The following is a 24,302-nucleotide window of genomic DNA, read 5'->3' on the forward strand; positions in this document are numbered from 1 at the left end:
TCGAAAGACGCCATTGTCGCCGCAATCCGGCTCGCCCCGGCGCCTGCACTCAGAGGCGCTGCGCCGCGAGTTGTACGGCGTCGTGGCGATCCGCACGCAAGCGGTCCAGCCGCGACGTCACCGCTTCGAGGATCTCCGGTGCTGCGCGCTCAGGTCGGCCGCAATCGAACGGCGGCGCGGGGGCGTATTCGATACCGAGCTGCACGGCCTGCGCATGTTCGGCACCGGCAATGTCCGCCATGACGGTCAGCGCCATGTCGATGCCGGCCGTCACGCCGCCGCCGGTGATGAGGTTGCCGTCACGCACCACGCGGGCTTCGTCCACGGTGGCTCCAAACGCAGGCAGCAGGTTGCGCCATGCCCAGTGGCACGCCGAGCGCTTGCCCTGCAGCAACCCCGCCGCGCCCAGCACGAGCGAGCCGGTGCAGACGGACGTGACATAGCGGGCGCCATCGGCCAGGCGCCGCACCTGGCGCACGAACTCTGCGTCTTCCATGGCTTCGATCACGCCAAAACCGCCGGGCACGCAGATCAGGTCGGCATGCGGAATATCGGCCAGCCGCTGCACGTTCGAGATCGTGAGACCGCCGTCGGCATGGATGTCGCCACCGGCCGCGGATGCGACCACGCATTGCGCGCCCGGCAGCCGCCAGAACACTTCGTACGGACCGGTGAAATCGAGCTGGGTAACGCGGTTGTACACCGCAAAGACAACGATGAACGGGGAAGTCGTCATGGTTTGGCTCTCCTGAAAGTGATGCGATTGCGGGTTGACGCTTCACAGGATCGCGCTCTATCGTGTTGGCAGCAATGACCAGTCTCCCACTTTTTCTGCCATGGCCCATCGCATCGCTGTGCTGATCTTTCCGGACTTCCAACTGCTCGACGCCGCAGGCCCGGTGGCGGCGTTTGAAGTCGCCAGCCGGTATCGGGACGACCACTACGCGCTGCGCACGATTGCCGCGCAGGCCGGCCTTGTCCGCAGTTCTTCCGGGGCGCGGTGGGACGCCGACGCTCTGCCCCCGGCCAGCCAGGTCGATACGCTGCTCATTGCCGGCGGCGACGGCGTGGATGCCGCCATGGCCGAGGCGCGCACGCGCCGCTTTGTGCAGCGCTGCGCGGCCCGCGGCGCGCGCGTCGCCAGCGTGTGTTCGGGCAGCCTGCTGCTGGCCGCCACAGGTTTGCTGAACGGCCGGCGTGCCACCACCCACTGGAGCCGCAGCGAGCAGTTCGCGCGCACGTTTCCGCAGGTGCAGCTCGAACCCGATCACATCTACGTGAACGACGGTCCGATCTGGACCAGCGCCGGCATCAGCGCCGGCATCGACCTGGCGCTTGCGCTCATCGCCGAAGACCTGGGCGAGCGCCTGGCACGCGCCGTGGCGCGGCAGCTGGTCGTGTATTACCGCCGGCCCGGCGGGCAGTCGCAGTTTTCAGCGCTGAATGAGATGGATTCGGCACGCGGCCGCTTCAAGCCGCTGCTCGACCACGTGCGCCGCAACCTGGGCGCACCGCATCGCGTGGGCGATCTGGCCGAGCACGCCTGCATGAGCCCGCGCCATTTCGCGCGCGCCTTCCAGTTCGAAACCGGTCTCACTCCTGCAAAAGCCGTGGAAAAATTGCGCGTTGAGGCGGCCCGCGCCGCGCTGGAAAGCGGGGCCGTCTCCATGCAGCGGGTGGCCGCCGAATGCGGTTTTGGCGATACCGAGCGCATGCGGCGCAGTTTTCAGCGCTTGCTGGGCGTGCCTCCATCATCGTTGCGCGCACGCTAACACGCTAAAACCCGCGCCACTCCGCCATCTGGCCTCCTCAGGTCCGAACTTTGCGTCCAAGCCCGGCGCCGCCCGATATCGATAAGAAAGGGCGGGAGCCACGGACACACGCAACGTAAGGAGCCAAGGAGGAGATGCAAATGGACACTCGGGAAATGCTGGCCATCGTGGGGGTCACGCTGGCTGTGATTACGGCGTATTCGCTGGCCCGCGACCTGACCGACGAGCCGCTGGGCCTGCGGGCGCCGCAAACCGGCCTCGTGCACGTGCAAGCGCAGGTGAGTGCGCCGCATCAGTGACGCGCATGGGGCGCAAAGGGCAACCGGCATCCCTGATCGAATGGCCGCCGCGCCTGGTAGAAGACATCGCCCGGCGCCGCGCGGTGCTCTTCTTCGGGTCGGGCATTTCGGCCAACGCCCGCTCTGCCGATGGCACGCGGCATCCGCCCACCTGGGCGGAGCTGCTGTGCCTGGCCGCAGACGCCATTGCCCCCAGCGCACCAAGACTGGCGGAAGAGGTGCGCGCCTTTGTCGCGCGCGGCGATGTCCTGACCGCTGCAGAAATCGTGCGCCGCGTCCTGGGCCAGCGTCGGCTGACCGCGCTGTTGCGCCGGGCGCTGGTCACGCCGCGCTTTGAAGCGGCACCCATCCACGACGCATTGCTCGCGCTCGATTTCCGCATCACGCTCACTCCCAACTTCGACACGCTGTACGAAGCGCGCGCCCGTTCGCACGGCACAGCGCCGGTCGTCGTGTGCGACTACAGCAATCCCACGGTGGCGGCGCGCGTGCGTGAAGACTGCAACCTGATCATCAAGACGCACGGCTCGATGAGCCATCCGGCCTCGCTGATCTTCTCGCGGTGCGACTATGTGCGGGCGCGAGCGCACTACCGGGCCTTCTACGACCTGGTGGAGGCATTGTTGCGCACGCACACGTTTCTGTTTATCGGCTGCGGCATCGACGATTCCGACATGCGTGCACTGCTCGAAGCCTACGGTGCTGAACACCCCGAAGCCGAACGCCATTACTTCGTGACCGCAGCCGACACGTTCTCCGACATCACCGCCGCCGTGCTGGAAGACGCACTGAACGTGCACGTGCTCCGCTATCAGGCGCAGGCAGCGGACCATTCAGCGCTGCTTGCGGCTGTGCACGCACTCGGCACGGAGGTCCAGCGCGAGCGCACGGCAATGCGCCGCCATCAGCCTCGCGGCAATCAGCGATGACAATCCGTATCGGCATCTCGGGTTGGCGCTATGAAGGGTGGCGCGGCGTGTTCTATCCGGAAGATCTGGCGCAGCGCCGCGAGCTCGAATATGCATCGCGCCAGTTCGACACCATCGAGATCAACGGGTCGCACTACTCGCTGCAATCGATCACCAGCTGGCAGGCCTGGCATGACACCGCGCCCGACGGCTTTGTTTTTGCCGTCAAGGGGCCGCGCTACCTGACCCACATGTTGCGCTTTCGGGACGAGACCGCGGTGCCGGCACTGGCCAATTTCTTCGCCTCCGGGGTGCTGGCACTGCGGCGCAAGCTCGGCCCGTTCCTGTGGCAATTTCCGCCCAGCTACCGGTTCGATGCCGAGCGGTTCGAGCGCTTTCTTTCGCTGTTACCCCAGGACACATCGGCTGCGCGTGCGTTGGCGCGGCAGCACGACGGGCGCGTCAAGGCTCCGTGGTTTGCCACGCGCGATCAGCAGCCCCTGCGCCATGCGGTGGAAGTGCGCCACGACAGCTTCTGCACACCGGAATTTGCCGCGCTCCTGCGCCGGCATCACGCTGCGCTGGTGGTCTCGCATGCGATCGCGGATTGGCCGTACTTTGAAGACGTGACGAGCGATTTCGTCTACCTGCGCCTGCACGGCGCCGACGCGCTCTACACCGGCGCCTATGCCGATGCCGCGCTCGACCGCTGGGCCGATCGCATCCGCCATTGGGCCGCCGGCAGCGAGCCGCCCGATGCGCAACGCGTTGGAGCGCCCGCCAGACAGCGGCGCAGCGGCCGCGACGTCTATTGCTACTTCGGTATAAGTCGTCGAACGGCTAATTTCCTTTTATTTTCAAACAGTTACCGAAAGAATGTACGGCCAAAAATAGGTGCACAAAAGGCCATATACGTCCTAATAGAATCAAACACTTACGCGACGTTTTGAACAGGGCTAGTCGACTCCCGGCTCACGTTCGTACGAGTCGCACGGATAGCTGCTGTTCCGCAGCCCGCGATCGCATCCGACCACCACTGCATAAAACTTGTTCGACGGGTGCCCCTCCAGACCAATGATCGCGTGCGAGCACGTCACGCACGACCGCCCCCACGATGGACGCGGCCCGTAGTGTTGTGAGTCCGGTTGCGGAGGTGAACCACATACGCCTTCTTTCATACTGTACAAATATACAGTATTCGGCTGCCCTATCATGGGCGCACGAAGAGGAGACGCCGCATGTGCTACTCAGCCCGCATCGAGGCCGACTATCGAAAGTTCGTGAAGGAATACGGCGCCATCATGTCGCTGGACGACTTCACGCGCATGATCATGGAGTACTTCGCCGAGCCGAAGCGCATCAGGCTGCCGAAGGCGATGACGGCACCGTTCTTGGAATCGCCAGTGACGGATGAGGAAAAGAAGATCGCCGCAGTGCTGCGCGAGCGGATGAAGACCGACGAGATCGAGCTGCTGCAGGAACTCGCCAAACAACGGGAGCGGCTGGAAAAGGCGCAGCAGTCGCTGGCGGTGAAGGCGACCAAGAAGGCAGCGGACGACGAGCGCATCGCGACCAACAAGATCGCTACCATCGCGGGGAAGTTGGACGACCTGCGCACCACCGACATCAAGCCGCGCGATGCGCGCATCTTCCCTGGCTGGTATGCACCCGTGATGGTCTGGGAGAACGGCCGCCGCGTCGTGAAGCCCATGCGGTACCAGTGCCGCCCGGTCGGGAAGCCAGCGTTCTACGATGAGAAGTACCCGGGCACGTACAACGCGCGCATGGATAACCTGCGTGGATTTTGGAAGGGCCAATACGGACACACGCACGGGGTTGTGCTGGTGGACGCTTTCTACGAGAACGTGTCCGGGCCGGAGGGCAAGAACATGGTGCTCGAGTTTCGACCAGAGCCACCGGAGACAATGCTGGTGGCCTGTCTGTGGTCTCACTGGCGCGCCACGAAGCCGGGCGAGAAGGATCTGCTGTCGTTCGCGATCATCACCACGGACCCGCCGCCGGAGATCTCAGAAGCGGGCCATGACCGCTGTCCGGTACCGATCAAGCGCGAAGACCTCGATGCGTGGCTGAATCCCGACCCGAACAACTTGGACGCCATGGACCGCATCCTAACGGACAACGGCATGCCGCACTTCGGGCACAGCCGCGCGGGGTGATCACTGGCACGCGGCCAGCGCCGCGCGCAAGCGCGTTTCGTACCCCTCGCGCAACTTGATCTCGGCCAGCGCCGCCTTGTAGAAATAGAAGTCGCTGGCCGAATCGGGCACCGCGGCCAACGGCCAAGGCGGCACAGCAACGTCGGGCGCCTTGCACTCGACGGGTACAGGTACTTTCACGTCGACCGGCTTTTCGATGACCTGCGGCGCGCTGGCGCAGCCGCTCAGCAGCAGGCAGGCCACGCCCAGCATGATGCACAACAGGGCGGCGCGGATCATGGCTGACTCTCGGCGTAGGTAACGCGCAGCGCGTGCAACGATGCACAGGCATCCACTCCAGGCTGCTGCGCCAGAATGCGGCCGGCGGCGATGCTGTATTTCGACTGCACTGCTTGTGCGGCCTTGTCGGCTGCCGCGGCCGCCGCCTCGCGCGCGACGGCTGCCTTCTGCATGTCGGTGACTGCTTGGCTCTGCCGCGCCAGCGAATCGCCCAGCGCTTGGTTATCGGCCTTCGCCTTGTCCAGATCGGCCTTCGCCTGCGCCAACTGCGCGCGCGCCGTGTCGCGCTCGTGCTTGTAGACCATGCTGACGGTGGCGGCCATGCCGATTACCAGCAGCACGGCCACGATCAGGATGCGCTGCACGCTACCGAACAGCCAGTCGGCTACCTTTTCAATGACCATCAGCATGGTGGATTACCTCGTTGGGGGTGAACTGGTAGCCCTCGATCGCATACCGCTGCGCGATCCATAGCGGGAAAGGCATGTCGTGGATACCTGCGTCCTTGCCGGTGTGGTGCTGCTTGCAGAGCAGCAGCCCGTTGACGGTCATGTCGTCGACGAACAGGTAGGGGTCTGCGGGCACCATGTACTGCGCGGCCGGCTTGCCCGGCACTGCTGGCGCCGTGACCGTCTTGGCATCCTTGAAGAAGCCGTCCCAGTCGAACGCAGCTGCGCGCTGGCCAAACTCGCCGGCCTTCGCCTGAGCGGCGACCAGTTCCCAGTTGATGAGATTGGCGAGAGAACGCTCAATCGGGTGGTGATGCGCCTCCAGCGGATGGCCGCTTTCTTCCGCAGTCGCGTTGCATATGAAGCAGCGGCCGCCTTCGCGCTCGATCAGGGCCTTCTTCGAATGCAGGAACAGCGGCGTCGTGACGCGTGCCTCGTGGCCCGGCAGCAGCACGTCGACGGCCAGCGTATCTTTCTCTTCGTGGGTATCGGTGACGGCCATTCGGCCCTCCATGGCAATAAGAAAGCCGCCCGAGGGCGGCTATACTGGACTGAGTGAACGGAGGATGTATGCAGAAGCTTCGATTGATGATTGGCGAATCGACTCCAATCAGCGCGGATCTCGGCGAAGACTGGGCGAGCGTCAAGGTCACGATCTCAACCGCAAATGGCGAGCAGGAAACGACGGTGCACCGCCGCCCAGACGGTACGTTTGGCTTTAGTTTGGCTTCCTACGGTGGGGGCGGCGGCCCTCTGTCAGCCCACGGCGCTATTGGTGGAGCCGGAGGCGCCGCTGCTGGTAACCCCTCGGCCAGCTAGATTTTTCAGACGTGCAGCGCCGCCTTCGCGCGCTCCCAGAGTGCGCGGCGGTCGGCTATGCCGTTGGTACCGCCGTTGATGCAGCGCGTGAGCCCTACGAAGTCGCCGCGATCAGCAAAGCGGTTCAAGTTGTTCTTCAGCCAGAACCAAGCAGCCGATGCCGAGGCGTGCACGGGCGTCTCCAGCAGCTCGGGCTGCGCGATTAGGTCGATGCCGAGCGCTGCGCCGCACGCGGCGTAGTTGGCGCGTCCCGTGATTTGGATGAGCCCGCGCCCCATGAAACGCTTGCCATCGCCGGGCTGCGTGTTGCCGAGGTCTGCCCTACCCTCGTACCGGACCTGTGCCGGCGTCGGACCCCAGATCTCGCGCAGGTAGCGCAACTGGCCCGACTCATGCCCGACCTGCGCCAAGAACGCAGCGGCGCGCGTTGGTGTGTTGATCTGGCGGAACAGCATCACGTCGGCCAGAATCGGCGCGAACACATCCGCGCGCGCACCGGCCAGCGGCATGATCGCGTGCAACTGCTCGGCTGTGACAAGCGGCTCAGCCATTTGGGCCACCCGCAGTGATCTTCCGCGCATCGTCTGCCAGTTCGGCAACAATCTCGGGCAGTTCTTTGTCCTTGCGCTTGTTCAGGAAGTTGAACACCCAGCGAACGATCGTCCAGCCTGGCAGCCCACACGAGAAGTAGATTCCGCCCAGAGCCATGGCCCCGTTGGTCGTGGTCATCCATTGGGCGAGCCCCAAGTACTGGATCGCAGCAGCGCCACCGCACAGGCTGGCCACCACCGTCGAGATCAAAGCAACCGCCCATTCGCCACGGTTCTTCGGCAATGTCATCACCATCACCACAATCGTCGCAAGCACGCTCGCACCTCCCGCCACGGCGGCCGGGCCGCCCAAGGCTTTGAAAGCCGCGGCACCCGCTGCCCCTGCTGCCGCGCTGCCGCTTATTGGTTCGGACATTCAGACCCCCAGAAATGAAAAAGCCCGCTCAGGGCGGGCAAAGTGTTGGAATTTTGTTGCGGTGCGGTGCGGTTACAATCTCGACCCGGTGAACAACCACGCGGCGCCATGGCAATTTACCGAGCCCGCACGATCTACACTCGCGACCAGGCCAAGTGCCTCGCTCCACATGAAAAACGAAAATCTAGCCTTCGTGCAGGCTTTGCGCGGGATCGCTGCTCTGATGGTGGTGCTGCTCCACGTTTTGCAGCTGCAAGCCCTTCCCATTGACGATAAGGGCCTATTTCAATGGCTAGTTGGGAGCGGAAGCGCCGGTGTTCCCATGTTCTTCGTCATAAGCGGTTTCATCATGGTCTACTCGACTAAAGATGTGAATCCAAATGCCAGATCAGCTTTCACTTTTGCCGTGAAACGGTTCTCCCGAATCTGGCCAACGTATGTCGTGCTCACGATCGCATTCTGGGTAATTGTCAAACTAGCAGATCGGACGATCGGGGCCGTGTTCCCGTATTCATTTGGAGCAATGATTCGCTCCATCGCCTTCATCCCGCTTGGTTTGGACTCACAGCCGGCCCCAATTCTCGGTGGATCCGTTCTGCATCCAGGTTGGTCTCTCAACTACGAGATGTACTTTTACCTCTTGTTGACGGTCTGCATGTTTTTCGGTCGATTCATGTGGCCGTTGCTGCTTCTGATACTTTCCGCAACGTTGCTAGGCCTACCACTGATGAACGGCCAACTGCCTGCGCTGGATATGTCGAGCAAGTACGGATTCACGTCATATCTGGCACTTGTCTCGTCGCCGCTTATTTGGGAATTTGCTGCCGGGGTCCTAATCGGGCTGCTTTACCTTTCCAGGTTCAAGATCGAAAACAAGGGGTTGGCCATCTTTCTGTGCTTCTTCAGTTCCGCTGTCGTCGTTTGGGTTTTGCTATCCAAAGTGGCGTGGGGAATGGGTGTGAACGGCTGGGGATGGTCTCTCATTCTCATGTTCCTTTGCTTCGCCATTTGCAGCAAAACCATCAGCATTCCCGCACCTAAGTCACTGGTTTGGCTGGGTAACGTCTCCTATTCCCTTTATCTAGTTCACCCTTTCTTCATCAAGCCAGTTTTCGACATTGGCTGGGAAACCCCCTATCGGGAGGCTTTGCGCGATCCCAGCTTTGCGCTTGTAGTGGTGGCGGCTTCCATTGGTGCGGCGGCGCTCTCTAGGAAATATCTGGAGCTTGGCCTGAGCGATTACCTCCGCTCGAAAATTCTGGCCATCGCCAACACGTCGCGCTCGGAATCAAAGGCGGCGGGGGCCGCATAATCCGCTTCGAACTCAGCCCCAGGCGATGGACAGCGCGACTTGTGGATCGGTGGCCGCGCTGATCTTCTCCCTCAGGTCCGCGCACTTCCGCTGCCGCGAGAGTCGGAATGCAAGCCAGTCTGTATTGACCTGTTGGACTTGGGCGGCCGTGTGGTCCGCCAGCGACCAAACTGCCCCGTTTGCGCACCATAGCTGCGTGACCCACGATGAAGCTTGCCCCTGCGACGCTAAGGCCGCATTGAGCAGGTTGCGTTGGTCATTGTCGTTGGAGCCGTAGTTGCGAGCGCTTCCAAGCGCGGATGACGTGAATCCTCCGATGAGATCAGTTGCGCACGCAGCGTTAATTTTGTCGATCTGCACTGCCTGTGCCTGCGCCAAAGTGATAGGCAACGTCGCAGAGAACTTCACGCCGTCATAGCCCCATCCGGCAGATGGCTTCGGCTGGGCATTCGTCACATCAACCAGTTTCGCAACGAAGTTCGAAGAAAATCGCTCACTGATAAGGATTTCTTTCCCGTCAGCATCCGCCGCCGGACCGATGATCTCCACGACCACGCCGTTTTCGATGTACGCGTAGGTTTTCATTTATGCATACTCCCACACAACGACTGCACCGCCAGTGCCAGCGACGCCGGGCGCAGCAGCCGACGATGATGCGACAAACACGCCATTTGCACCTTGACCTCGCGAAGATCCTGGCATCGTGGAGGCGATTGCAAACAGGCCGGCAACAATGTTGGTAGATGCCTGAATAGCGCCGTTCACCTGCAATATCTGCGTGTACAAAATTCCAGATCCCGAAGGGGCAGATGGTGACGCCCCCCCCGATGCGTTGTTTTGCGTGGCTGAGACGGATCCGAAAGGTGAACCGCCGCCGCCGGGACAAGTCAGTAGCGCTCCGAAACTCGTAGTGCCACCAGTACCGCCTGCGGTGCTAGTGGTGCCTGCGGTGCCGCCAGCTCCGATCGTTACCGACACACCCGAGAAGCCTGATGTATAGCGCGCCTTGGCATATGCTCCCGGCGCACCCTGGCCGCTGATACCGCTTTGTGTGGAAGACGTCGCAGGAACACCGCCAGAACCACCGCCGCCGCCAACCGCTTCCACCACCACGGAGTTCGTCCCCGTCGTCGGCGTGTAGGTGCCAGACGATGTGATCACTTGGACGTTGAGCAGCCGGCCAGTTGCTTGCCCCAGTTGCATCGCATGCTGGCTTTGCGTGGCCGGGGCGACTTGCTGCGCGCCGCCCGCGCACTCCATCAGCACGCAGATAGGGTTGCCGCTATTCACGCCAGCAATGGTCAAGCGCATCAGCACGGCGGTTCCGTTCAGCGCCAGCTCGCCGCCCTGCAGGGGTTGCAGGCCGAGCCCGTAAATGGGAATCGCGGTCAGGCCGTCCGGGGCGTAGGTCGATGCGCCGGTGTTGGCGTGAGCGATCTTGACCTGCTGGACGACGCCATCGACCCACGTGCCGGAAGTGAGCGGCGGGACGTTCACTGCTGTGTAGGCATTCGCCGCGCCGGTATCGGCGAGGATCACGCTCGTCTTCGTTGCGCTACGGATGGCCGTAACTAGGTTCGCCTCCAACGTTGCCGTCGTGCCATCGTCAGTCGAATTCTGGCCTGAGTAGTCCGCCGCAAACTGAGCGAGGACGGCGGCCATGATGCTCGACTGGCGCCAAACCTTGTTGAGTTGGGCTGACTGTGCGACACCAGAGCTAAAGCCATTCGCGATCACCGAGGAGATCAGTGCAGCATATTGCGCTTGCGTCAGGACGTTTGCCGATCCGCCTGTGGCGAACGGGAGAAAGTCGTTTTGCAGGGCCAATTCGGGCTCCAGAAAAAGAAAAAGCCGCAAGAAGGCGGCTTGTTGCGATGCAGTGGCTGATTAGGCCGATACGGCCCAAGAGCCTGTGTCGAATCCGGCTATGTACTGGTTGGAAACATCGAAACCGAAGAGCGGCGTGTTATTGGCGGACGGAACCAAGTAGTTGGCGTGCACGCCCTCTGGTTTGAGTGGGAGATAGCCGCCCGAGAACAGGGCGCGCAGCAGCGCGCTCGGGATAGCCCCAGAGACGCCCACCGTCATCGTCATGTCCTGGTTGTCCTGGATGAAGATGTAGCTTCCGGACCCAGCAAACAAATTGGCATATGCGGCGGCGGCCCCCGGGATCGTCCCATCCCAGCTGTTTGCTGCGATCTTCGCCCGGATTAGTGTGCGGAACGTTGCATCATCCAGCGATGTGAGCCCCGTGCTCGGATCAAACGGGCCCCGCCAGTTACCCTGATCGAACCCCAAACCAGCGGTATCGAACGAGAAGTAGACGCTCAATGGCGTCTTGACCTGCCGCTTGATGCCAGCCCACAGCCCGACCGCATCCAACTGGACGCCGACCGCCTGATCCAGGTCGAAGGCAGCCGGGATCGACTGCGCAAGATTTATCTGATCGGCGAAGCACTGGGCGACGATGGACATCATCGCCATGAACTTCGGCTTGCCAGCGTGCTCGGTGGTGATGAGGGCGGTGTAGTCAGAAGCCTGTGCCATGTCAGGTCACTGTGATCGTTACGGCGGACGACGGCGTGAGCATTTGTCCCGCATGATTGAAAGCCAGAGGCACGTCAGGCGTCCCGGCGCCCCCGGGGCCGCTCAGCGTAAAGGACGTGATACGGAAGGTGTTGCTACCGGCCACGGACTTCGCCGCCGAGAGCGCCGAATCCCACTCAACCGTTCCGCCGGGCGCACCACCGATGGCCACTGCATTCACGTAGGCGGCCACCGCGTTCTGGATGGCCGTACCAATCGACGTCGTATAGCCAGCCAGCGCCTTGAGAGTGATTGCGCACGTAATGGCGTCGTAGGTCGGGCGGTAAAAGCTGATCGGATGCGCGATGCCGTAGGCGTCCGTCACGGAGACTGTCGTCGTGCCGTATGTGCCAGTGCCGGGAGTCTTCTTCGCTGCGATAGCTTGCGCAATGGCCGTAGCGTCGCCGCCCTCGACTACCAGGTAGATATTGTTCCCCGGAATGCCATTGGCGTCTGCAACCTTCGTGTCGTTCTCGTACGGAGTCACGCGAGTGACGCCAGGAACCGCCCATACGGCGCCAACCGTCCCCTCCAGCACGGTGCGCGACGGCAGCGCCGTCGATACTGCTTGTCGGGCTTTCAGTTGTGAATCCGTCTCAACGGGGGCGCCCGCGGCTGCCGCCGTAAGGTTCGTCACCGTCTGCCACCCATAGGTAGGTGTCGCAATCTGGTTGACCGTGCCGATGCCCGCTTGGATGGCGCCTACGGTCTGACACGTCGCCGTCACCGTGATCGTGCCGCTCGGCGGGATGGTCACACTTGCCGGCAGGCTCCACTTGTTGCTGTTGGAGTCTTGGGTGACGCCGTTGGTGATGACAGTGCCGGCGATGCCGACGATAACCTGATCGACTGTCGAATTAGTCGGCGTGTTGCGCTTCAGGCCGTTGATCTTGACCACGCTGGACAGGCCCGCGTTCTGCGCCGTGGCAGGCGAGAAATTGCTGTATGCCGCGAGAATCGATGCATTAAGGTCGTTGATCGGCGTCGCTATGCCCGCCACTAGAAACTGGTAGTCCTGCGAATCGCTTCCGAGGTAGACGTCCGATCCATAGATGCCCTGGTACTTCTCGATGACGTACTGCAGCACATCCGAAAACGCGGGCGCACGGATGCCCGACGCGTCGATAACCGGCGCGACAGAAGTGATGGTCATAGCGAGGTCGAAAAGGTGGTTTGCCCGTACTGCGTATTGATCGTTGCTGTCACGGTCAGCGCGCGCGCCTGCGAATCGACCGAACTGGCATAGCTGACGATTTCCGTCACGCCTTGCGTCCCAAGGATGCGATCCCTTATGGCCGCGTCGTACTGATCTTTCGTGTACTTGCCCAGCACCTGCGTATTCCAGGGCGTGCCGTCGGTGACATCAAGAAACCACTCACCGAGCGTCAGGCGCAGGCGCGTCTGCACTGCCTGCGCAACTGCTTCAGCCTGGTCCCGGTAGAAATCGCCCTGCTGGTGCCCCCAGACGTAATCGCCGTTGGCGTCGAGCTTTCGGTACCGCATGGGAATCCTTAGTTGACCGCGCCGGTGTTGCCACTACCAGGCTGCACGCCGTTGTGGGTATGAGTCTCGTCAATGCGGTGGCCGTTGGCAAAAACTTGCCCCGTGAACTGGGTCTTGCCATTGATCGCGCAAGCAGTGGATGCGCCACCGGCGTTTTGGATGGCGATGGTGCCTGTAACCGTCACGCTGGGCGTCGTGAGCGTCATCCCATTGGGGGCCACGCAGTTGACGACCTTGCCGGCCGGGTCGACCTCAACATACGTCGATCCGTCGTTGCTGCGCAGCTGGGCCGTGCTCGTGCTGATACCGCTGATCTTGGTGGCCTGCGAGAAGAAGCCCACAAAGGCGAAGCCGTCGCTCAGGTCGTGGATGCGCGGGTCCATAGGAGCCTGCACGCCACCGGACTGCCACCACCCATCAATGCAGCGCGCCGCGAACACGACCAGGCATTCATCACCCTTCGCGACCGGAAACGTCAGCGTGCAGCCGCCGCCGCGCGGGAAGTGCACCGGCACGTCCACGAGCAGTGGCAGGTTCACAAACTGCGCGGCCCCGTCCGGCGCATGGACAATGCCCTTGATTGCCAGCTGGACCGTAGCCGTGACCGCCCCAGCGTTGAACGACTGGATGATCCCCGGCATCGACGTCCACAGGCCCGAGCGCAGTCCGTCGAGCGCTACACGTAGCGCTTCCTCTGGGTCGTCCCAACGTTCTCGGCTATCCACTGGTCACCGCGTTTGTGTAGGTAGACGTCAGCGGGGCCGTGCCGTTCACGCCCGCGCAGATCATCTCCGTGTAGAAGTCTTGGCCACGCGTGTCGCCCGATTGGCTCATAGCGTAGACCTTGTAGAAGCCGTCGTCGTCCAGACTCGGGAAGTAGTTCGTCGCCGTGTAGTCGGTGCTGAGCGCCGCCTGCTGGATGCTCGAGTTGTTGATCTGCACCCGAGTCCCCGGCTTGATGTTCGGATTCAGAAGCGACTTGACGATGATGCCGTCCACGGTCTGAATCGGATTCCCGATCATGCCGGTGGCGGACGTCAGCACGATCGCCTCGCCGGGCACGAACCCGTTAATCGGCACCATCTGCAGTTGCCCGTTCTGCACGGACCAATGCGTGCCGCTGGCGCCGGCCAACTGGCGCATATAGTCGCGCGTCATGCCGTAACAGACCTTCCCGCGCGGCATCTTTGTCGGCGCGAAGGCGGGTGTGAAGCCCGCGGCGATTCCGTACTGCGCCATCGACTGCAATAGCGTGCGGTAATAGTCCGACTGAGACCACCCAGCGGCCAGCGTCGTGTTCGCTATCGACCAGTTGTAGGCCTCGTCCCCGTCTGCCGCGATCAGGTCGATGAAAGTGGTTGTCGCGTTCTCGCGACCCCTGCGCACCTGCTTGATCGCGCCGGAGAAAATCAGGCCGAAGTTGTCGCCATAACCGGCCTGAAGGAATACCTGCTTGAACTCTTTCTGGATGCTCTTCGCCGTGGCGTCGGTTACGTTGTACACACGAATCGTCGTGTGCTTGGGGCTTTGCGTGGTGGCGCTAAAGATCCGAAACGAAACATGCAGTTCGGACAGATCGCGAGCTTTCCCGGTTGCATCGCCCACGATCAGGCTGACTCGACGAATCCACTGTTGCGTCATGAGGGAATCACACAGTAGAGATGCGAATCGGTACCAAGGTTGGTGAATGTCGGCGGGGCGTCAGCCCCATCCGTCTGCACCCAAAGTTCGAAGCTGAACGCCTTGTAGGCGTATTGCGCAAGCAGGTTCACACCTGTCACCAGCGGGATGCCAGACAGCAATGGATTGCCGCTTACGTCGGCGATGTCCAGGAACCAACTGCTAGCGGCATCTCGCCAGGCCAGCGAGAACTGATATTCGACGCCGACCAGCGTGATGTTGAACGTCTGCGGCTGGGCCGTCAGCGGGATCTCGAAAACGCTAGCCATCAGTTCAACCCCAAGGCGGATGCGCCCCTGTACAGCAGACTGGTGTTCGTCGCCTGCGGCTGCTTCGTTCCGGTGTTGGTGGACTGCCCGGTCTTCTGCGGCATGGCTTGGTTCTCAGCCGGCACCAACTGCGTCGTGGTCGTCTGGACAATGATCACTTCGCGGCAGTGCAGCGTCGCGACGCAGGCGTTCTCGGTCTTCGCGTCGGTCGTCACGTCGAGCGACTGAATCAGCATGTTCTGGTACTTGCGCTTCCCAGTGGAGATGCTGAACAGTTCGCGGTTCTTCTGCAGCTTCAGCAGCCGCTCGTATGCGTACGACGAATAGTTGCCAAACTGCAGCGACGTGATCGACGCAATGCTGCTATTCGTCCAGCCGATCGTAATGGTCAGTTCTGACGGCTTCTTGTAAGCGTGGTCGGAGATCTGCGCGCCCTGCTCCACGGGGTGATCCGTGATGACCAACTCGTCGTGGTGGTGCTCCTCCAGCGTGATGTACGCGCTAAAGGTGCCCAACGACGAGTTGATCGAGCGCTTCGGCATGAAGATGGCGCTGATCAGGTCCGCGCCAGCGACTGCCGCCAGCGCGATCCCGCTTGTGACGAGACTGGTCATTGAACTGCCGTCCTCATGTTGCGCACCAGCCGCTGGTTCACACCGTTCTGGGCCTGCGACACAGCTTGCGCGGTCGCCTGCGGATCACCGCCGCCGGTGACGTGAATCGTCGTCTCCTGCGTCAGCGTCACCGGTGCAGCACCGCCGCCTTGTCCACCATTCGACCTCACGGCAGAGGCGGACGCGAGTTGTTCGGTGCTGTACGGGTTGCGCCCGTTCTCCACCTTGATGATCGCGTCCATCAGTCCCTGCATGACGCGCGGGTCGTTGACGTTCAGCGTCGCGTTCGAATCCACGCCGAGGCGCTTCGATACGCTTTCGATGTATGACTGCGTGTCGTTCTCGCTGGGCGGCGCGAATTTCGAGATGATCGCGCGCACGCTGTTGATGCCGCGCTGCGCATACAGGCGCAACTGGTGCGCCAACGCCATCAGGCCGTCTTCGGCCGTCTGGAAGACAGCGAAGCGGCCATTCGGACCGGCCTCGCGCGTGGCGCCCGCCTGCCCGACGTAATTCAGATTGCCGGGGTTGTTGTTGCGGATGCCGCGCGGCTGACGAGCGCTGCCACCGGACGCCCCCGGCGCGGGGGCAGGGGAAGCCGGTCCTCCAGGGACAGTCGGAGCGCTTTGCGGGGCACTAGGCACAGGAGCGGCAGGCTGCTCCTGATCGCCGTAAGGCTTGCCCTGTCCGCCCAGGAACTCGCCCACGGCAAACTTGAGGCGCTTCCAGTCGCGGTGCCAGATTGCATTAATGGCGTCGACCGCAGCAATCGCCCGATACATCATGTCCGACAGCAGATCCTTCAGCCACCGGATTCCAGCACCGGCCGCCTTGATCCCAGGTTCCCACTGTTCCCAGTCGATCAGGCTCTTGCCGCCTTCCTTCCAGACCTTGTAGTCGTCGTAGAGGGCGAGGATGGCCGTGCCGACCGCGACGATGCGGCCGATCGGCGTGGCCAGAAAGCCCGCCGACAGCAGCTTCCACGCAAGACCCAGCGCCGCAACGGTCTCGATGATCGTCTTGACCGTACCGTCCAGACCATTGAACCAGTCGACTACGGCGCCGATGGCCTGCATGCCGCGCAGTGCGAGCGTACTGACGACATCAGCAACCAACAGAACGCCGCGCGCCACCTTCTCGACGATCTCCGCTACCCGGCCGAAGTTGTCGACCACGCCATCGCGGAAGCGGCGCAGATCGCCCGACAGTTTGCCGGTAAGGGTAGTCGCGACCTTTTGGCCGAGGATCACGAACGCGGCGCCGAGCGAGCGCACCTCGTTCATGAACTCGTGCGACGACTTCGCCGCTTCCTGCGAGTCCATGCCGGCCTTGGCCAGCATTTCGCGGTACTCGTCGCTGAACTGGCCCATGCCTTCGCGCATGGCCATCAGCGTCTTCTCGTCGATGCCCAGCGCTTGCGCGTAGGCGTTCGAGAGGTAATACGGCATCTGCGCAAAGCGCGCGCCGAGATCGCTCATGATCTCGGTGGTGTCCCGCAGCGCGCCGTTGGCGTCGCGCGTCTGCACGCCAATGCTGTGCAGCAGGCCTTCGGCGCCCGGGCTGTTGCGCATGAAGCGCGCGAGGCTTTCCAGAGAGCCGACGGCGGCCTGGGCGGTCGACCCCATTTGACCGGCGGCAAAGTCGAGTGCCTGGATGTTCTCGACCGTCGCCTTCGTGCGCAACGAGGCGAAGTACAGACCTTCCATCTGGTCCGCAATCTTCGCCACGCCCGCCACCACGGCAGCAGCCGTAGTCGCGACTGCTGCGCCGAGTTTCACCACTTTGACGGTGGCGTTCTCGACGCCGTCGACAAAGCGCTTCTGCCCTGCCTCGTCGACCTTGAACCCAAGGCCGACCAGGAACTCGCGGATCGTATCGACGTTACTGGCCATTCTTCTGCTCTGCGAGTCTGTGGGCGATTTGAGCGTTCTCGGCCTTCACGTCGAGCGCCTCATTCATCAGCGCGATGTCAGCGAGGTCGACAGTGCCGTCCTTGAGGCTTTCGTATCGGCACATTCCGCTTACGACCGGCCGCATCAACCAGTCCAGGCCGTCAGCCAGAGAAGCCCACGCTATGCCGTCGGGTTCGTCGGTTGAGCGTTCGCGAGGAACCCGGACAAGAAAGGGCCCAGGCTGTGCCAGATGACTTTCGCGACCAGTTGCACGGTTGTGCCGAGGTCGATTTCCTCGAACATCAGCCCGGCGCCAGGCGTGTACACCGGCGCCCAGTTGTTCATCTTGTTGATCTGCACCACGGCCAAGCACGTGTTCAGTACGTACTCGAAGTCCGCGTCCGCCATGTCCGCAAGGGCTTGCGTCAGCGGCTCGACTGCTGCGGCGATGGCCGTCAGGTCGTCCGCCGGCGCGCCATCCTTGGCCGACTTGGTGAACTGCAGGAACACCGGCAACAGCTTCGGCAGCACCGGGCCGACCTTGCGGGACACGTGCAACTGCTTGAACGTGTCCAACTTGGCCGCCCGGTACTGCTGGCCGCCGATCTCAAATTCGATCGTCTGCATCTACGGCTCCGATCAGTAGGTGCCCAGCACCGAGTCGATCTTCACGGCATCGAAGACCCACGACACGATGTCGCCGTCCTTGGCGTACTTCATGTCCGGCTTCTTTTTGAACGCGCACTCGCGGCCGACATGGAGGTCTGCCGCTGCCGAGTTCGTGATCGTGATGATGTTCTTGCCCCACAGCGACGCGCTGATGGCCTGAGCGTCATACATGGCCATCAGTTTCTGGTTCTGCGGGCTGGTCTTGAGCAGCCGAATGGTGATCTGGCCGGACTTGTCGGCATGCAGGCTGTGCATGCCTTCGCCGTCGGCGCCCACCGTCATGGTGTTCTTGTCGTTCGCAGCGTTCACATCGACGCCTTCCTCGGCCACAGCGTTGCCGTAGCCGAGGGAAAGCGTGCCAGTCGGGCCGACGAGCGAGACCGAAACGTCTTTGAAGCTATACGCGGGCATGGTTCACCTTATCGTTGGACGTTGACGGTCAGTGCGATCGAGTGGATCGCACCAGCCTCAAGGGCTGCGACCTGGAATGGCACGGACTTGCGCGCCTGGCGATCCGACAGCGACTGCGACGAGATCGGCGGCGTGTACACGTAGTAGCCCTTGGACAGCGTGTCGCCCTGATTCAGCGCACCGAAGCCGGCCTGCTGCCACACGCCCGCCGCCAGATAGCCGTTGTTGACGGCAGCGGCACAGGACGACTCGATCGTCGCGGCCAGTACCTGATTCCCGGCATCGGTCTGCGGAATCTTCGTCTGGCTGGTGTACAGCGCGTTGTACAAGTCGGTTTGCACGCGATTGCGGAACCAGATCGCGTTGTAGATCGAGTCGATGAAGATCCCGCTCGGCGTGATGCCGTTCTGGATGATCGCCGTGCTGTTGTCGTAGTTGACGTAGTAGTTGTAGTTCTTGCCGTCCAGCGCGTTTGCCTGCGTCGTGTTGATCGACTCGGCAACAACACCCGGCTCCGTCTTGTACATCAGTGTGATGGTCGTCCGGTTGCCGTTGAAGTTCACGGTCAACAGGCGGCCCAACATCGACGCCACAGCGTACGGGCTGGTGCTCGACCACTGCGCGAAGCTGTACTTGTAGCCCAGCTGCTTGAGCAGGTAGCCGATGTCGGTCGTCTGCGTTGCGTCCACCGCGGCGGCTTCCTGCGACGTGATGCCGTACAGGTGGGCTTGGTCGGCCTCGATGTACGCGGCCACGGCCAGATGCTGGTTGTTCGTGACGGTGGTGTCCGCGAACGAGATGCCAAGGAACTGCCGACCGAAGTTCGTCACCATGGCGGCGACAGCATCCACCGGCTGTTCAGCCGCAACGCCGTTCACCGGTGCCGAGGCGACGCCAGTCGTCAGGCCCAGTAGTGCCGAAACATCCGTGCCGGAGCCCGGCGCCGTGGCGTACGTGATCGACGATGCATTCACGCCGCCCGACAGCGTTGCGCCCGACAGAGTGATGTTGGTCGACGACTTGGCCAACGTGAAGCTGTTGCCGGCAGAGCCCACCGAGGCGTACGTCACGGAGACGACGCCCAGCGTGGTCGAGTACTTGCACTTGCTGATGTTGACGTCGGCCGACGCTTGCAGGAAGGCCTGCAGGTTCGCAGCGGTCTGCGCGGCGGTCGTGCCGATCAGCACCTGATTCCCGGTCGGGTTGGCGCTCACGAACGTGATGGCCGTGCCGCCCACAGTGACCGTGTCGTTTGCAGCCGGATTACCGGTCAGCGTAATCGTGCCGCTGGCGGCCGTGCCGGCGCCGGTCGTGGCGCTCGTGATCTCGAAGCGGCTGTAGTTGGCGTTCCAGACGCAGCTACCAGCGGCGCCGAGCGCTGTGGAAATGACCGACGCCACGCCGTTCAGGTTGGTCTGCGCCGTGAAATCGAGGGCCGTGACGTTCTTGACTACGCCATCGATCGTGATGCTGAACGCGCCATTCGAGATGATCGCCCAGTTGGACATGGCCTGCGCGGCGGCGGCGATCAGGCCGCCCTTCAGCTTGGCAGCCGTGGCGGCCTTCGCCCAGCGGCCGACCAGCAGCGATTGGGGCTGCGGTACCTGGTTAAAGTACAGCGCAGCGGCCAAATATTCGGGCGCGGTCAGGCCGAAGTCCGTGCCCACAGCGGCCGCCGACGCGTACGCGCGGAAGCGCTCGCCCGTGTCGATGACCGACGATGCGCCCAGGATCAGGCCCGTGTTCAGGTTCGCACCCTGCGCGGCCTGGGGCGACATGTTGATCGATACGTTGATGAGCCGCGAGACCGGCAAGGTGTTCGGCATGGACCGCTCCAATGAAAAAGGCCCGCACAGGCGGGCCTATCGAAAGGGATAAATCAGGGGTTACGGCGTAACGCTGACTGGTGTCGTCACGGCGGGCGTCTTAATCGTCGCGCCGGCCGACAGAATGTTGAGCACCGGATACGTGCGGGTGATCTTCCGACGGAAGACCAGCGTCACGTCATACCGACGAATCCACTGCTGGTTCACCAGTTCCGGCACCGCGCGCATGTCGCCCTCGCTCACCGACTGGATGTCGTTTGTCTTCAGCTGCTCCAGGTTCTGCGGAATCGCCAGCCCATCAAGCAGCAGTTGTGCATACTGCATCGAGCTGGGGCCGTAGAACGTGGTCAGCACATCGATCGTCTGGTGACGGATGTATGTGTCCGACCCGTTGCCTGCTGGGTTGTGTGCGATGGCCGGCCCGGCGTCCAGTGGCTGCGCAGAAATACCCAGCGCGCACCAGTTGACGGTCGGCTCGGGCTGCTTCGGCACCGTCGGCTGCCAGCGTGGCCGGACCATGGAGCCAGGCAAGCCAGTCACTCCGACGATCAGCTGCTGGAATACCGCGTCTAGCGCGGCGTCTTCGAGCGGGGGCGTCGCGACAGCTGGGGCAAGGTATCCGCCGGTCGAGCTGTCGTTCATTGCTTACCCCGAAAGTTGCTTCATGGTGCACGTCGCCGCGACGAAGCCGCGGCCATACGTGCTGTAGTCGTTCACGTTCGTCACCGTCCACTGCAGGCCCTGCCAGTTCACGACGTCGGCGTCATAGCCTGCCTGCCCGTCGATCAGCTTGAATGGAGTGTGGATGGTGATTGTGTCCTCGATGTGCGCGCCCTCGGCGACGCGCTGCAACACCGAGCCGTTCAGGCTCGTCACGACACCGAAGAACCCGGTCGTCGTGGGTGTGTCAACTGCAATTCCGTCGTTGCCCACGGTCTGCGCGTTGCGCGTGACGCTCAGCGTCGTATCCAGAAAATCCGGGTCGAGCAGTACGTCGGTGACGTCGAGAAACGGCATTACTTGTCCCTCACCACATAGGTGATCGCCTGCCTGTACTGACCGGTGTCGATGAGCGGCTTCGCGTTGCTGTTGTCCGGCGCGTTTCCGGCGGCTCGGCTGGCCAGTTCTTTTGCGGCGCCTGAGCGTCCTCGACGCGCTCGTGCGCGCAGCGTTGCTTCCGCAAGCGGCACAAACGGCCCCTCGGTGATCTTCGCGCGCACCGCATTCTGGCCGATGATCCCGGCCTTGTTCAGCGCCTTGGTGACGCCAGGCGCCTGTCCAGACAGCGCGGCGCTTACGCCACCGCCCAAGGCATCAGCGATGGGCGCCTGCGCATCCTTGATTCCCGGCACCAGGTGAGGCCGCGCCGGGATGTTGTTAACGGGCGAACCGGTCTCCATGATGTAGCCGATCGCCGCATTGTTGATGGGCTCGTCGTCCCTGCGCTCGCCGCGCGCCTCAGGCACACCGACAAGCACCTCTTTGGCCGCCAGATCAGCGATCGACTTGATGACCGCGCCCAGCTTGTCGACGGTCATCTTGACGGTCATAGCTGCATGCCTCCCGCGCCCATCGTGCGGGCGATGGTCATGAAGCGGACGCCGTACGTGGTCAGGTTCCAGAACCCGGCATCAGTCAGCGCGACGGCGCCCGTGTCGTAGGACACGGACACCTTGTCGACCGACTTCGACGCCGTCGGCCCCTTGACCTCTCCCGGCACGCCACCGACAGCGGCGGCGGCCTGGTCGCGCTGCGCCAGAACGAGATGATGAGCTGTCACAAGCTCGATGCCCTGATCCGTCAGGACACCCCAGCGGTCCGGGTTCACGAGCGAAACCGCGATGCCCATCCAGAACGTGATGGATGCATCGGTGTACTTCGCCGTGTCCGTGAACTCGGGGAAGTCGGTGCGGAAGTCGGTTAGCGTCATAGTCCGATGGGAGATGCCCGAACGGGCATCTTACCCCTTACTTTTTGCTGGTTTGCTTCGCGTCCGCAGCCTTCTCGCGCTCGGCGACAGCGGCTTCGCGCGCAGCCAGCTCGGCGTCGCGCTTGTCCGCAGCCTTCTCGCGCTCGGCCAACTTCTCGGCCAGTTCCTGCAGGCCCTTGGCTTTCGCGTCGAGTTCGGCAAGCAACTCGTCAGCGGCCGCAGCCGCATCAGGGTCGACAGCCGGCTCTTCGCCGGTGTGCGCCTTCACGAACCAGTGCTCGGCGACTTCCTTGTCGACGGTGTGATTGCCGACCGGAAAGTCGACATGCTTGCCGTCTTCACCCAGCAGCTTGAACGCCTTCTTGACGTAGATCTTCGGCATGCCTTTCTCCTTAGATCCCGTCGCGATAGCCGATCAGCTCGGGGTACACCACTTCGACCACACCCATCCGGCCGAAGTAGGTGGTCAGCTGGCGGATGTCGCGGTACTCAAGCGGCGTGCGTTGCAGCGGCACCATCGGGAAGCGGACTTTGTCCTTTTCCTTGGTGTAGGCCATCATGCGGTCGGCGTTGGACGTGCCGCGCTGGTAGAGCCACTTCAGCGGCTGGATGTTCAGCGGGCGACCGTTGATGGAGTTCGAGATCGTGTTTTGCTTCAGGTATTCCAGCACGCTGATGTTGCCAGCGCTGGACACCTTCATGCTCACGATCGCGCCGAACTTGGCCGGCGGCAGACGCAGCTCCGACGGGCAGTATGCGTAACCCGACGCAGCCCACACGCTGGTGAGCAGCTCGTTCACATCGGCCAGGATCTGGTCCGGCGTGGCGGTGCCCCAGCCACCGGTGACAGCGTTCGACAGGTTGGTCACCAGCGTGTTGTTCACCAGGCCGGTAACGCCCAGAACGGTATCGCCGATGTACACCTGCTCATCGACGTCCATGTTGTGCTTGAGCTGCATGCCGGCGAACTTCTGCTGATCCACCGGACGGCCCAGCTTCTGGGCCGATTCCAGTTCGGGGATCGTCCAGCCGATCTGCATGCCCCAGAGGGTCAACGGGTTGGCCGTCTTGCCGATGTCCAGCGCGATGCCAGCGATGGCGTTGGCGTCCTTGCCGATCCAGCTCTTGCCGTTGGGCGATGCGCCGCCAGCGGCCGCGAAGCTGGAGTTGGTGAACGACGACGTTTCGTCGGCGATCGACACATCTTCGCGCAGATCGATGTCGCGCGACCACGTGACCGAAGCCAGCGGCATGTGCAGCGTCTGATCCAGGCGTTCCAGTTCGCCGATCAGGAAGGAGCCGGTGCTGTCGATGGTCTGCGCATCGAAGGTCAGCATGGCATCGCGCGTGCGCGAGCGGATGATGGCGGGAGCGCCGGCAATGGCAATGCCTGCAGCGGCCGCGATCAGCGATTGATTGTGTTTGCTCATTCTGAATGGCCCCTTACAGGTTGAACTCGATTTCGACGTTGCCCGAGGCATCGCCGGCATTGCGGAATGCCGCGCCAGCCAGCACAACCGTGTTGGTGCTGTCGGATGCCGCTTCGATGCCGCCGATCACCTTCGCGCCCGACGCAGCAGCCACACGGACGTAGACGGTGCCGCCGTCAGCCGGCGTGCCAGCGTTGCACTGCACGGTCATGTAACCGCGGCGCATCACGTCGCCCACGCCGGTCGTCGGCGGCGTCGAGGTGCCCAGCGGGTCTTGGCTGCTCTTCGTCGGGAACGGGCGCACCAGCAGGCCGATGATGACCGAGGCGGCGTCACCCGACGCCACCGGGCGGATCTTGCCGCTGACCTTCTTGACGGGGATGCCGTACGAAGCGAACGGGAAGCTCGAGTCGAAAATGCCCGGTTCAATGGTGGCTTGCGACGGACGCGAAACATCACCAGGAATGCCCGAAGGCATGCGATACAGGTATGCGTTGCCCATGTACGGGAC

34 protein-coding genes are annotated in these 24,302 nt (G+C 62.8%); 7 read left to right on the forward strand and 27 right to left on the reverse strand.

Annotated elements, in window-relative coordinates:
- Positions 1 to 49: 49 nt before the first annotated feature.
- Complete coding sequence (locus tag R2669_RS03935; protein ID WP_316898686.1) at positions 50 to 736, reverse strand: DJ-1/PfpI family protein; 687 nt, start codon at positions 734 to 736, stop codon at positions 50 to 52.
- A gap of 100 nt (positions 737 to 836) precedes the next feature.
- On the opposite strand from R2669_RS03935, the gene R2669_RS03940 reads away from it, so the two are divergent.
- From R2669_RS03940 to R2669_RS03960, 5 genes are all read left to right on the forward strand, one after another.
- Positions 837 to 1,772: a GlxA family transcriptional regulator gene (locus R2669_RS03940; RefSeq protein ID WP_316898688.1), complete on the forward strand. Its 936-nt coding sequence runs from the start codon at positions 837 to 839 to the stop codon at positions 1,770 to 1,772.
- A 140-nt stretch (positions 1,773 to 1,912) separates the two neighbouring features.
- Positions 1,913 to 2,071 (forward strand): hypothetical protein, encoded by a 159-nt coding sequence (locus R2669_RS03945; protein WP_186829213.1) that lies wholly within the window; start codon positions 1,913 to 1,915, stop codon positions 2,069 to 2,071.
- 5 nt (positions 2,072 to 2,076) lie between these two features.
- Positions 2,077 to 3,000, forward strand: a complete 924-nt coding sequence (locus R2669_RS03950; RefSeq protein WP_316898690.1) for an SIR2 family protein — start codon at positions 2,077 to 2,079, stop codon at positions 2,998 to 3,000.
- The gene (locus tag R2669_RS03955) at positions 2,997 to 3,929 is read left to right on the forward strand and encodes a DUF72 domain-containing protein (protein ID WP_316898692.1); all 933 of its coding nucleotides are present in this window, start codon (positions 2,997 to 2,999) and stop codon (positions 3,927 to 3,929) included. Before R2669_RS03950 ends, R2669_RS03955 begins: the two co-directional genes overlap by 4 nt.
- Positions 3,930 to 4,217: 288 nt before the next feature.
- On the forward strand, positions 4,218 to 5,156 hold the full coding sequence (locus tag R2669_RS03960; RefSeq protein ID WP_316898694.1) for an SOS response-associated peptidase family protein: 939 nt from the start codon (positions 4,218 to 4,220) through the stop codon (positions 5,154 to 5,156).
- On the opposite strand, the gene R2669_RS03965 is transcribed toward R2669_RS03960, so the two are convergent.
- Genes R2669_RS03965 through R2669_RS03975 form a run of 3 tightly spaced genes read right to left on the reverse strand, consistent with a single transcriptional unit; the run spans position 5,157 to position 6,386 of the window.
- On the reverse strand, positions 5,157 to 5,435 hold the full coding sequence (locus tag R2669_RS03965) for a hypothetical protein (RefSeq protein ID WP_316898696.1): 279 nt from the start codon (positions 5,433 to 5,435) through the stop codon (positions 5,157 to 5,159).
- The gene (locus tag R2669_RS03970; RefSeq protein ID WP_316898698.1) at positions 5,432 to 5,845 is read right to left on the reverse strand and encodes a hypothetical protein; all 414 of its coding nucleotides are present in this window, start codon (positions 5,843 to 5,845) and stop codon (positions 5,432 to 5,434) included. The genes R2669_RS03965 and R2669_RS03970 overlap by 4 nt, the downstream gene beginning before the upstream one ends.
- Positions 5,829 to 6,386 carry a hypothetical protein gene (locus R2669_RS03975; protein ID WP_316898700.1) on the reverse strand — a complete coding sequence of 186 codons (558 nt, stop codon included), beginning with the start codon at positions 6,384 to 6,386 and terminating at the stop codon, positions 5,829 to 5,831. The genes R2669_RS03970 and R2669_RS03975 overlap by 17 nt, the downstream gene beginning before the upstream one ends.
- Positions 6,387 to 6,454: 68 nt before the next feature.
- On the opposite strand from R2669_RS03975, the gene R2669_RS03980 reads away from it, so the two are divergent.
- Positions 6,455 to 6,703 carry a hypothetical protein gene (locus R2669_RS03980; protein ID WP_316898701.1) on the forward strand — a complete coding sequence of 83 codons (249 nt, stop codon included), beginning with the start codon at positions 6,455 to 6,457 and terminating at the stop codon, positions 6,701 to 6,703.
- Positions 6,704 to 6,708: 5 nt separating this feature from the next.
- Here the strand turns inward: R2669_RS03980 and R2669_RS03985 are convergent, their stop codons facing one another.
- On the reverse strand, positions 6,709 to 7,254 hold the full coding sequence (locus tag R2669_RS03985) for a glycoside hydrolase family 19 protein (protein WP_316898702.1): 546 nt from the start codon (positions 7,252 to 7,254) through the stop codon (positions 6,709 to 6,711).
- Positions 7,247 to 7,432, reverse strand: a complete 186-nt coding sequence (locus R2669_RS03990) for a hypothetical protein (protein ID WP_316898703.1) — start codon at positions 7,430 to 7,432, stop codon at positions 7,247 to 7,249. Before R2669_RS03990 ends, R2669_RS03985 begins: the two co-directional genes overlap by 8 nt.
- Between R2669_RS03990 and R2669_RS03995 the strand changes: the two genes are divergently transcribed.
- Positions 7,410 to 8,981: an acyltransferase family protein gene (locus R2669_RS03995; protein WP_316898705.1), complete on the forward strand. Its 1,572-nt coding sequence runs from the start codon at positions 7,410 to 7,412 to the stop codon at positions 8,979 to 8,981. The genes R2669_RS03990 and R2669_RS03995 overlap by 23 nt on opposite strands.
- Before the next feature lie 12 nt (positions 8,982 to 8,993).
- On the opposite strand, the gene R2669_RS04000 is transcribed toward R2669_RS03995, so the two are convergent.
- The 21 genes from R2669_RS04000 to R2669_RS04100 form a co-directional block, all read right to left on the reverse strand.
- Positions 8,994 to 9,566, reverse strand: coding sequence for a DUF4376 domain-containing protein (locus R2669_RS04000; protein ID WP_316898707.1), 573 nt, complete (start codon positions 9,564 to 9,566; stop codon positions 8,994 to 8,996).
- Positions 9,567 to 10,808: a hypothetical protein gene (locus tag R2669_RS04005; protein ID WP_316898709.1), complete on the reverse strand. Its 1,242-nt coding sequence runs from the start codon at positions 10,806 to 10,808 to the stop codon at positions 9,567 to 9,569.
- Between the two features lie 60 nt (positions 10,809 to 10,868).
- Positions 10,869 to 11,528 carry a DUF2612 domain-containing protein gene (locus tag R2669_RS04010; protein WP_316898710.1) on the reverse strand — a complete coding sequence of 220 codons (660 nt, stop codon included), beginning with the start codon at positions 11,526 to 11,528 and terminating at the stop codon, positions 10,869 to 10,871.
- Between the two features lies 1 nt (position 11,529).
- On the reverse strand, positions 11,530 to 12,720 hold the full coding sequence (locus tag R2669_RS04015; RefSeq protein ID WP_316898711.1) for a baseplate J/gp47 family protein: 1,191 nt from the start codon (positions 12,718 to 12,720) through the stop codon (positions 11,530 to 11,532).
- Entirely contained in the window at positions 12,717 to 13,070 is a 354-nt protein-coding gene (locus R2669_RS04020; protein WP_316890164.1) for a contractile injection system sheath initiator, read from the reverse strand. Before R2669_RS04020 ends, R2669_RS04015 begins: the two co-directional genes overlap by 4 nt.
- An 8-nt stretch (positions 13,071 to 13,078) precedes the next feature.
- Positions 13,079 to 13,711, reverse strand: a complete 633-nt coding sequence (locus R2669_RS04025; protein ID WP_316898713.1) for a Gp138 family membrane-puncturing spike protein — start codon at positions 13,709 to 13,711, stop codon at positions 13,079 to 13,081.
- Positions 13,712 to 13,787: 76 nt separating this feature from the next.
- Positions 13,788 to 14,711 carry a phage protein gene (locus R2669_RS04030; protein WP_316898714.1) on the reverse strand — a complete coding sequence of 308 codons (924 nt, stop codon included), beginning with the start codon at positions 14,709 to 14,711 and terminating at the stop codon, positions 13,788 to 13,790.
- A complete protein-coding gene (locus R2669_RS04035) occupies positions 14,708 to 15,019 on the reverse strand; it encodes a phage baseplate plug family protein (protein WP_316898716.1) in 312 nt (103 codons plus the stop codon). Before R2669_RS04035 ends, R2669_RS04030 begins: the two co-directional genes overlap by 4 nt.
- The gene (locus tag R2669_RS04040; RefSeq protein WP_316898718.1) at positions 15,019 to 15,633 is read right to left on the reverse strand and encodes a phage baseplate protein; all 615 of its coding nucleotides are present in this window, start codon (positions 15,631 to 15,633) and stop codon (positions 15,019 to 15,021) included. Before R2669_RS04040 ends, R2669_RS04035 begins: the two co-directional genes overlap by 1 nt.
- Positions 15,630 to 17,525 carry a hypothetical protein gene (locus tag R2669_RS04045; protein WP_316898719.1) on the reverse strand — a complete coding sequence of 632 codons (1,896 nt, stop codon included), beginning with the start codon at positions 17,523 to 17,525 and terminating at the stop codon, positions 15,630 to 15,632. The genes R2669_RS04040 and R2669_RS04045 overlap by 4 nt, the downstream gene beginning before the upstream one ends.
- Positions 17,515 to 17,649, reverse strand: coding sequence for a DUF6889 family protein (locus R2669_RS04050; RefSeq protein ID WP_316890171.1), 135 nt, complete (start codon positions 17,647 to 17,649; stop codon positions 17,515 to 17,517). Before R2669_RS04050 ends, R2669_RS04045 begins: the two co-directional genes overlap by 11 nt.
- Positions 17,650 to 17,705: 56 nt before the next feature.
- Positions 17,706 to 18,152 carry a phage tail assembly chaperone gene (locus R2669_RS04055; protein WP_316898721.1) on the reverse strand — a complete coding sequence of 149 codons (447 nt, stop codon included), beginning with the start codon at positions 18,150 to 18,152 and terminating at the stop codon, positions 17,706 to 17,708.
- Positions 18,153 to 18,164: 12 nt separating this feature from the next.
- Entirely contained in the window at positions 18,165 to 18,605 is a 441-nt protein-coding gene (locus R2669_RS04060; protein ID WP_303678316.1) for a phage structural protein, read from the reverse strand.
- An 8-nt stretch (positions 18,606 to 18,613) separates the two neighbouring features.
- Positions 18,614 to 20,431 carry a DUF3383 domain-containing protein gene (locus R2669_RS04065; protein ID WP_316898723.1) on the reverse strand — a complete coding sequence of 606 codons (1,818 nt, stop codon included), beginning with the start codon at positions 20,429 to 20,431 and terminating at the stop codon, positions 18,614 to 18,616.
- Between the two features lie 60 nt (positions 20,432 to 20,491).
- Positions 20,492 to 21,073, reverse strand: a complete 582-nt coding sequence (locus R2669_RS04070; protein ID WP_316898725.1) for a phage neck terminator protein — start codon at positions 21,071 to 21,073, stop codon at positions 20,492 to 20,494.
- Positions 21,074 to 21,076: 3 nt separating this feature from the next.
- On the reverse strand, positions 21,077 to 21,448 hold the full coding sequence (locus R2669_RS04075; protein ID WP_316898726.1) for a hypothetical protein: 372 nt from the start codon (positions 21,446 to 21,448) through the stop codon (positions 21,077 to 21,079).
- On the reverse strand, positions 21,448 to 21,981 hold the full coding sequence (locus tag R2669_RS04080) for a hypothetical protein (protein WP_012762633.1): 534 nt from the start codon (positions 21,979 to 21,981) through the stop codon (positions 21,448 to 21,450). The genes R2669_RS04075 and R2669_RS04080 overlap by 1 nt, the downstream gene beginning before the upstream one ends.
- On the reverse strand, positions 21,978 to 22,361 hold the full coding sequence (locus tag R2669_RS04085; RefSeq protein WP_316898727.1) for a DUF4054 domain-containing protein: 384 nt from the start codon (positions 22,359 to 22,361) through the stop codon (positions 21,978 to 21,980). The genes R2669_RS04080 and R2669_RS04085 overlap by 4 nt, the downstream gene beginning before the upstream one ends.
- 37 nt (positions 22,362 to 22,398) lie before the next feature.
- Positions 22,399 to 22,743, reverse strand: a complete 345-nt coding sequence (locus tag R2669_RS04090; protein WP_316898729.1) for an STY1053 family phage-associated protein — start codon at positions 22,741 to 22,743, stop codon at positions 22,399 to 22,401.
- A 10-nt stretch (positions 22,744 to 22,753) separates the two neighbouring features.
- Positions 22,754 to 23,791 (reverse strand): DUF2184 domain-containing protein, encoded by a 1,038-nt coding sequence (locus R2669_RS04095; protein WP_316898731.1) that lies wholly within the window; start codon positions 23,789 to 23,791, stop codon positions 22,754 to 22,756.
- Positions 23,792 to 23,804: 13 nt separating this feature from the next.
- The gene (locus tag R2669_RS04100) at positions 23,805 to 24,293 is read right to left on the reverse strand and encodes a structural cement protein Gp24 (protein ID WP_316898732.1); all 489 of its coding nucleotides are present in this window, start codon (positions 24,291 to 24,293) and stop codon (positions 23,805 to 23,807) included.
- Between the last annotated feature and the right edge of the window lie 9 nt (positions 24,294 to 24,302).

The organism is Ralstonia edaphi (genome assembly GCF_958350185.1).
Lineage (GTDB): Bacteria > Pseudomonadota > Gammaproteobacteria > Burkholderiales > Burkholderiaceae > Ralstonia > Ralstonia edaphi.

Coding starts and splice junctions, on each gene's coding strand:
- R2669_RS03935 (WP_316898686.1), bottom strand. CDS start 736: ATGACGACTTCCCCGTTCATCGTTGTCTTTGCGGTGTACAACCGCGTT.
- R2669_RS03940 (WP_316898688.1), top strand. CDS start 837: ATGGCCCATCGCATCGCTGTGCTGATCTTTCCGGACTTCCAACTGCTC.
- R2669_RS03945 (WP_186829213.1), top strand. CDS start 1,913: ATGGACACTCGGGAAATGCTGGCCATCGTGGGGGTCACGCTGGCTGTG.
- R2669_RS03950 (WP_316898690.1), top strand. CDS start 2,077: ATGGGGCGCAAAGGGCAACCGGCATCCCTGATCGAATGGCCGCCGCGC.
- R2669_RS03955 (WP_316898692.1), top strand. CDS start 2,997: ATGACAATCCGTATCGGCATCTCGGGTTGGCGCTATGAAGGGTGGCGC.
- R2669_RS03960 (WP_316898694.1), top strand. CDS start 4,218: ATGTGCTACTCAGCCCGCATCGAGGCCGACTATCGAAAGTTCGTGAAG.
- R2669_RS03965 (WP_316898696.1), bottom strand. CDS start 5,435: ATGATCCGCGCCGCCCTGTTGTGCATCATGCTGGGCGTGGCCTGCCTG.
- R2669_RS03970 (WP_316898698.1), bottom strand. CDS start 5,845: ATGCTGATGGTCATTGAAAAGGTAGCCGACTGGCTGTTCGGTAGCGTG.
- R2669_RS03975 (WP_316898700.1), bottom strand. CDS start 6,386: ATGGCCGTCACCGATACCCACGAAGAGAAAGATACGCTGGCCGTCGAC.
- R2669_RS03980 (WP_316898701.1), top strand. CDS start 6,455: ATGCAGAAGCTTCGATTGATGATTGGCGAATCGACTCCAATCAGCGCG.
- R2669_RS03985 (WP_316898702.1), bottom strand. CDS start 7,254: ATGGCTGAGCCGCTTGTCACAGCCGAGCAGTTGCACGCGATCATGCCG.
- R2669_RS03995 (WP_316898705.1), top strand. CDS start 7,410: ATGGCCCCGTTGGTCGTGGTCATCCATTGGGCGAGCCCCAAGTACTGG.
- R2669_RS03990 (WP_316898703.1), bottom strand. CDS start 7,432: ATGACCACGACCAACGGGGCCATGGCTCTGGGCGGAATCTACTTCTCG.
- R2669_RS04000 (WP_316898707.1), bottom strand. CDS start 9,566: ATGAAAACCTACGCGTACATCGAAAACGGCGTGGTCGTGGAGATCATC.
- R2669_RS04010 (WP_316898710.1), bottom strand. CDS start 11,528: ATGGCACAGGCTTCTGACTACACCGCCCTCATCACCACCGAGCACGCT.
- R2669_RS04015 (WP_316898711.1), bottom strand. CDS start 12,720: ATGACCATCACTTCTGTCGCGCCGGTTATCGACGCGTCGGGCATCCGT.
- R2669_RS04020 (WP_316890164.1), bottom strand. CDS start 13,070: ATGCGGTACCGAAAGCTCGACGCCAACGGCGATTACGTCTGGGGGCAC.
- R2669_RS04025 (WP_316898713.1), bottom strand. CDS start 13,711: ATGCCGGGGATCATCCAGTCGTTCAACGCTGGGGCGGTCACGGCTACG.
- R2669_RS04030 (WP_316898714.1), bottom strand. CDS start 14,711: ATGACGCAACAGTGGATTCGTCGAGTCAGCCTGATCGTGGGCGATGCA.
- R2669_RS04035 (WP_316898716.1), bottom strand. CDS start 15,019: ATGGCTAGCGTTTTCGAGATCCCGCTGACGGCCCAGCCGCAGACGTTC.
- R2669_RS04040 (WP_316898718.1), bottom strand. CDS start 15,633: ATGACCAGTCTCGTCACAAGCGGGATCGCGCTGGCGGCAGTCGCTGGC.
- R2669_RS04045 (WP_316898719.1), bottom strand. CDS start 17,525: ATGGCCAGTAACGTCGATACGATCCGCGAGTTCCTGGTCGGCCTTGGG.
- R2669_RS04050 (WP_316890171.1), bottom strand. CDS start 17,649: ATGTGCCGATACGAAAGCCTCAAGGACGGCACTGTCGACCTCGCTGAC.
- R2669_RS04055 (WP_316898721.1), bottom strand. CDS start 18,152: ATGCAGACGATCGAATTTGAGATCGGCGGCCAGCAGTACCGGGCGGCC.
- R2669_RS04060 (WP_303678316.1), bottom strand. CDS start 18,605: ATGCCCGCGTATAGCTTCAAAGACGTTTCGGTCTCGCTCGTCGGCCCG.
- R2669_RS04065 (WP_316898723.1), bottom strand. CDS start 20,431: ATGCCGAACACCTTGCCGGTCTCGCGGCTCATCAACGTATCGATCAAC.
- R2669_RS04070 (WP_316898725.1), bottom strand. CDS start 21,073: ATGAACGACAGCTCGACCGGCGGATACCTTGCCCCAGCTGTCGCGACG.
- R2669_RS04075 (WP_316898726.1), bottom strand. CDS start 21,448: ATGCCGTTTCTCGACGTCACCGACGTACTGCTCGACCCGGATTTTCTG.
- R2669_RS04080 (WP_012762633.1), bottom strand. CDS start 21,981: ATGACCGTCAAGATGACCGTCGACAAGCTGGGCGCGGTCATCAAGTCG.
- R2669_RS04085 (WP_316898727.1), bottom strand. CDS start 22,361: ATGACGCTAACCGACTTCCGCACCGACTTCCCCGAGTTCACGGACACG.
- R2669_RS04090 (WP_316898729.1), bottom strand. CDS start 22,743: ATGCCGAAGATCTACGTCAAGAAGGCGTTCAAGCTGCTGGGTGAAGAC.
- R2669_RS04095 (WP_316898731.1), bottom strand. CDS start 23,791: ATGAGCAAACACAATCAATCGCTGATCGCGGCCGCTGCAGGCATTGCC.
- R2669_RS04100 (WP_316898732.1), bottom strand. CDS start 24,293: ATGGGCAACGCATACCTGTATCGCATGCCTTCGGGCATTCCTGGTGAT.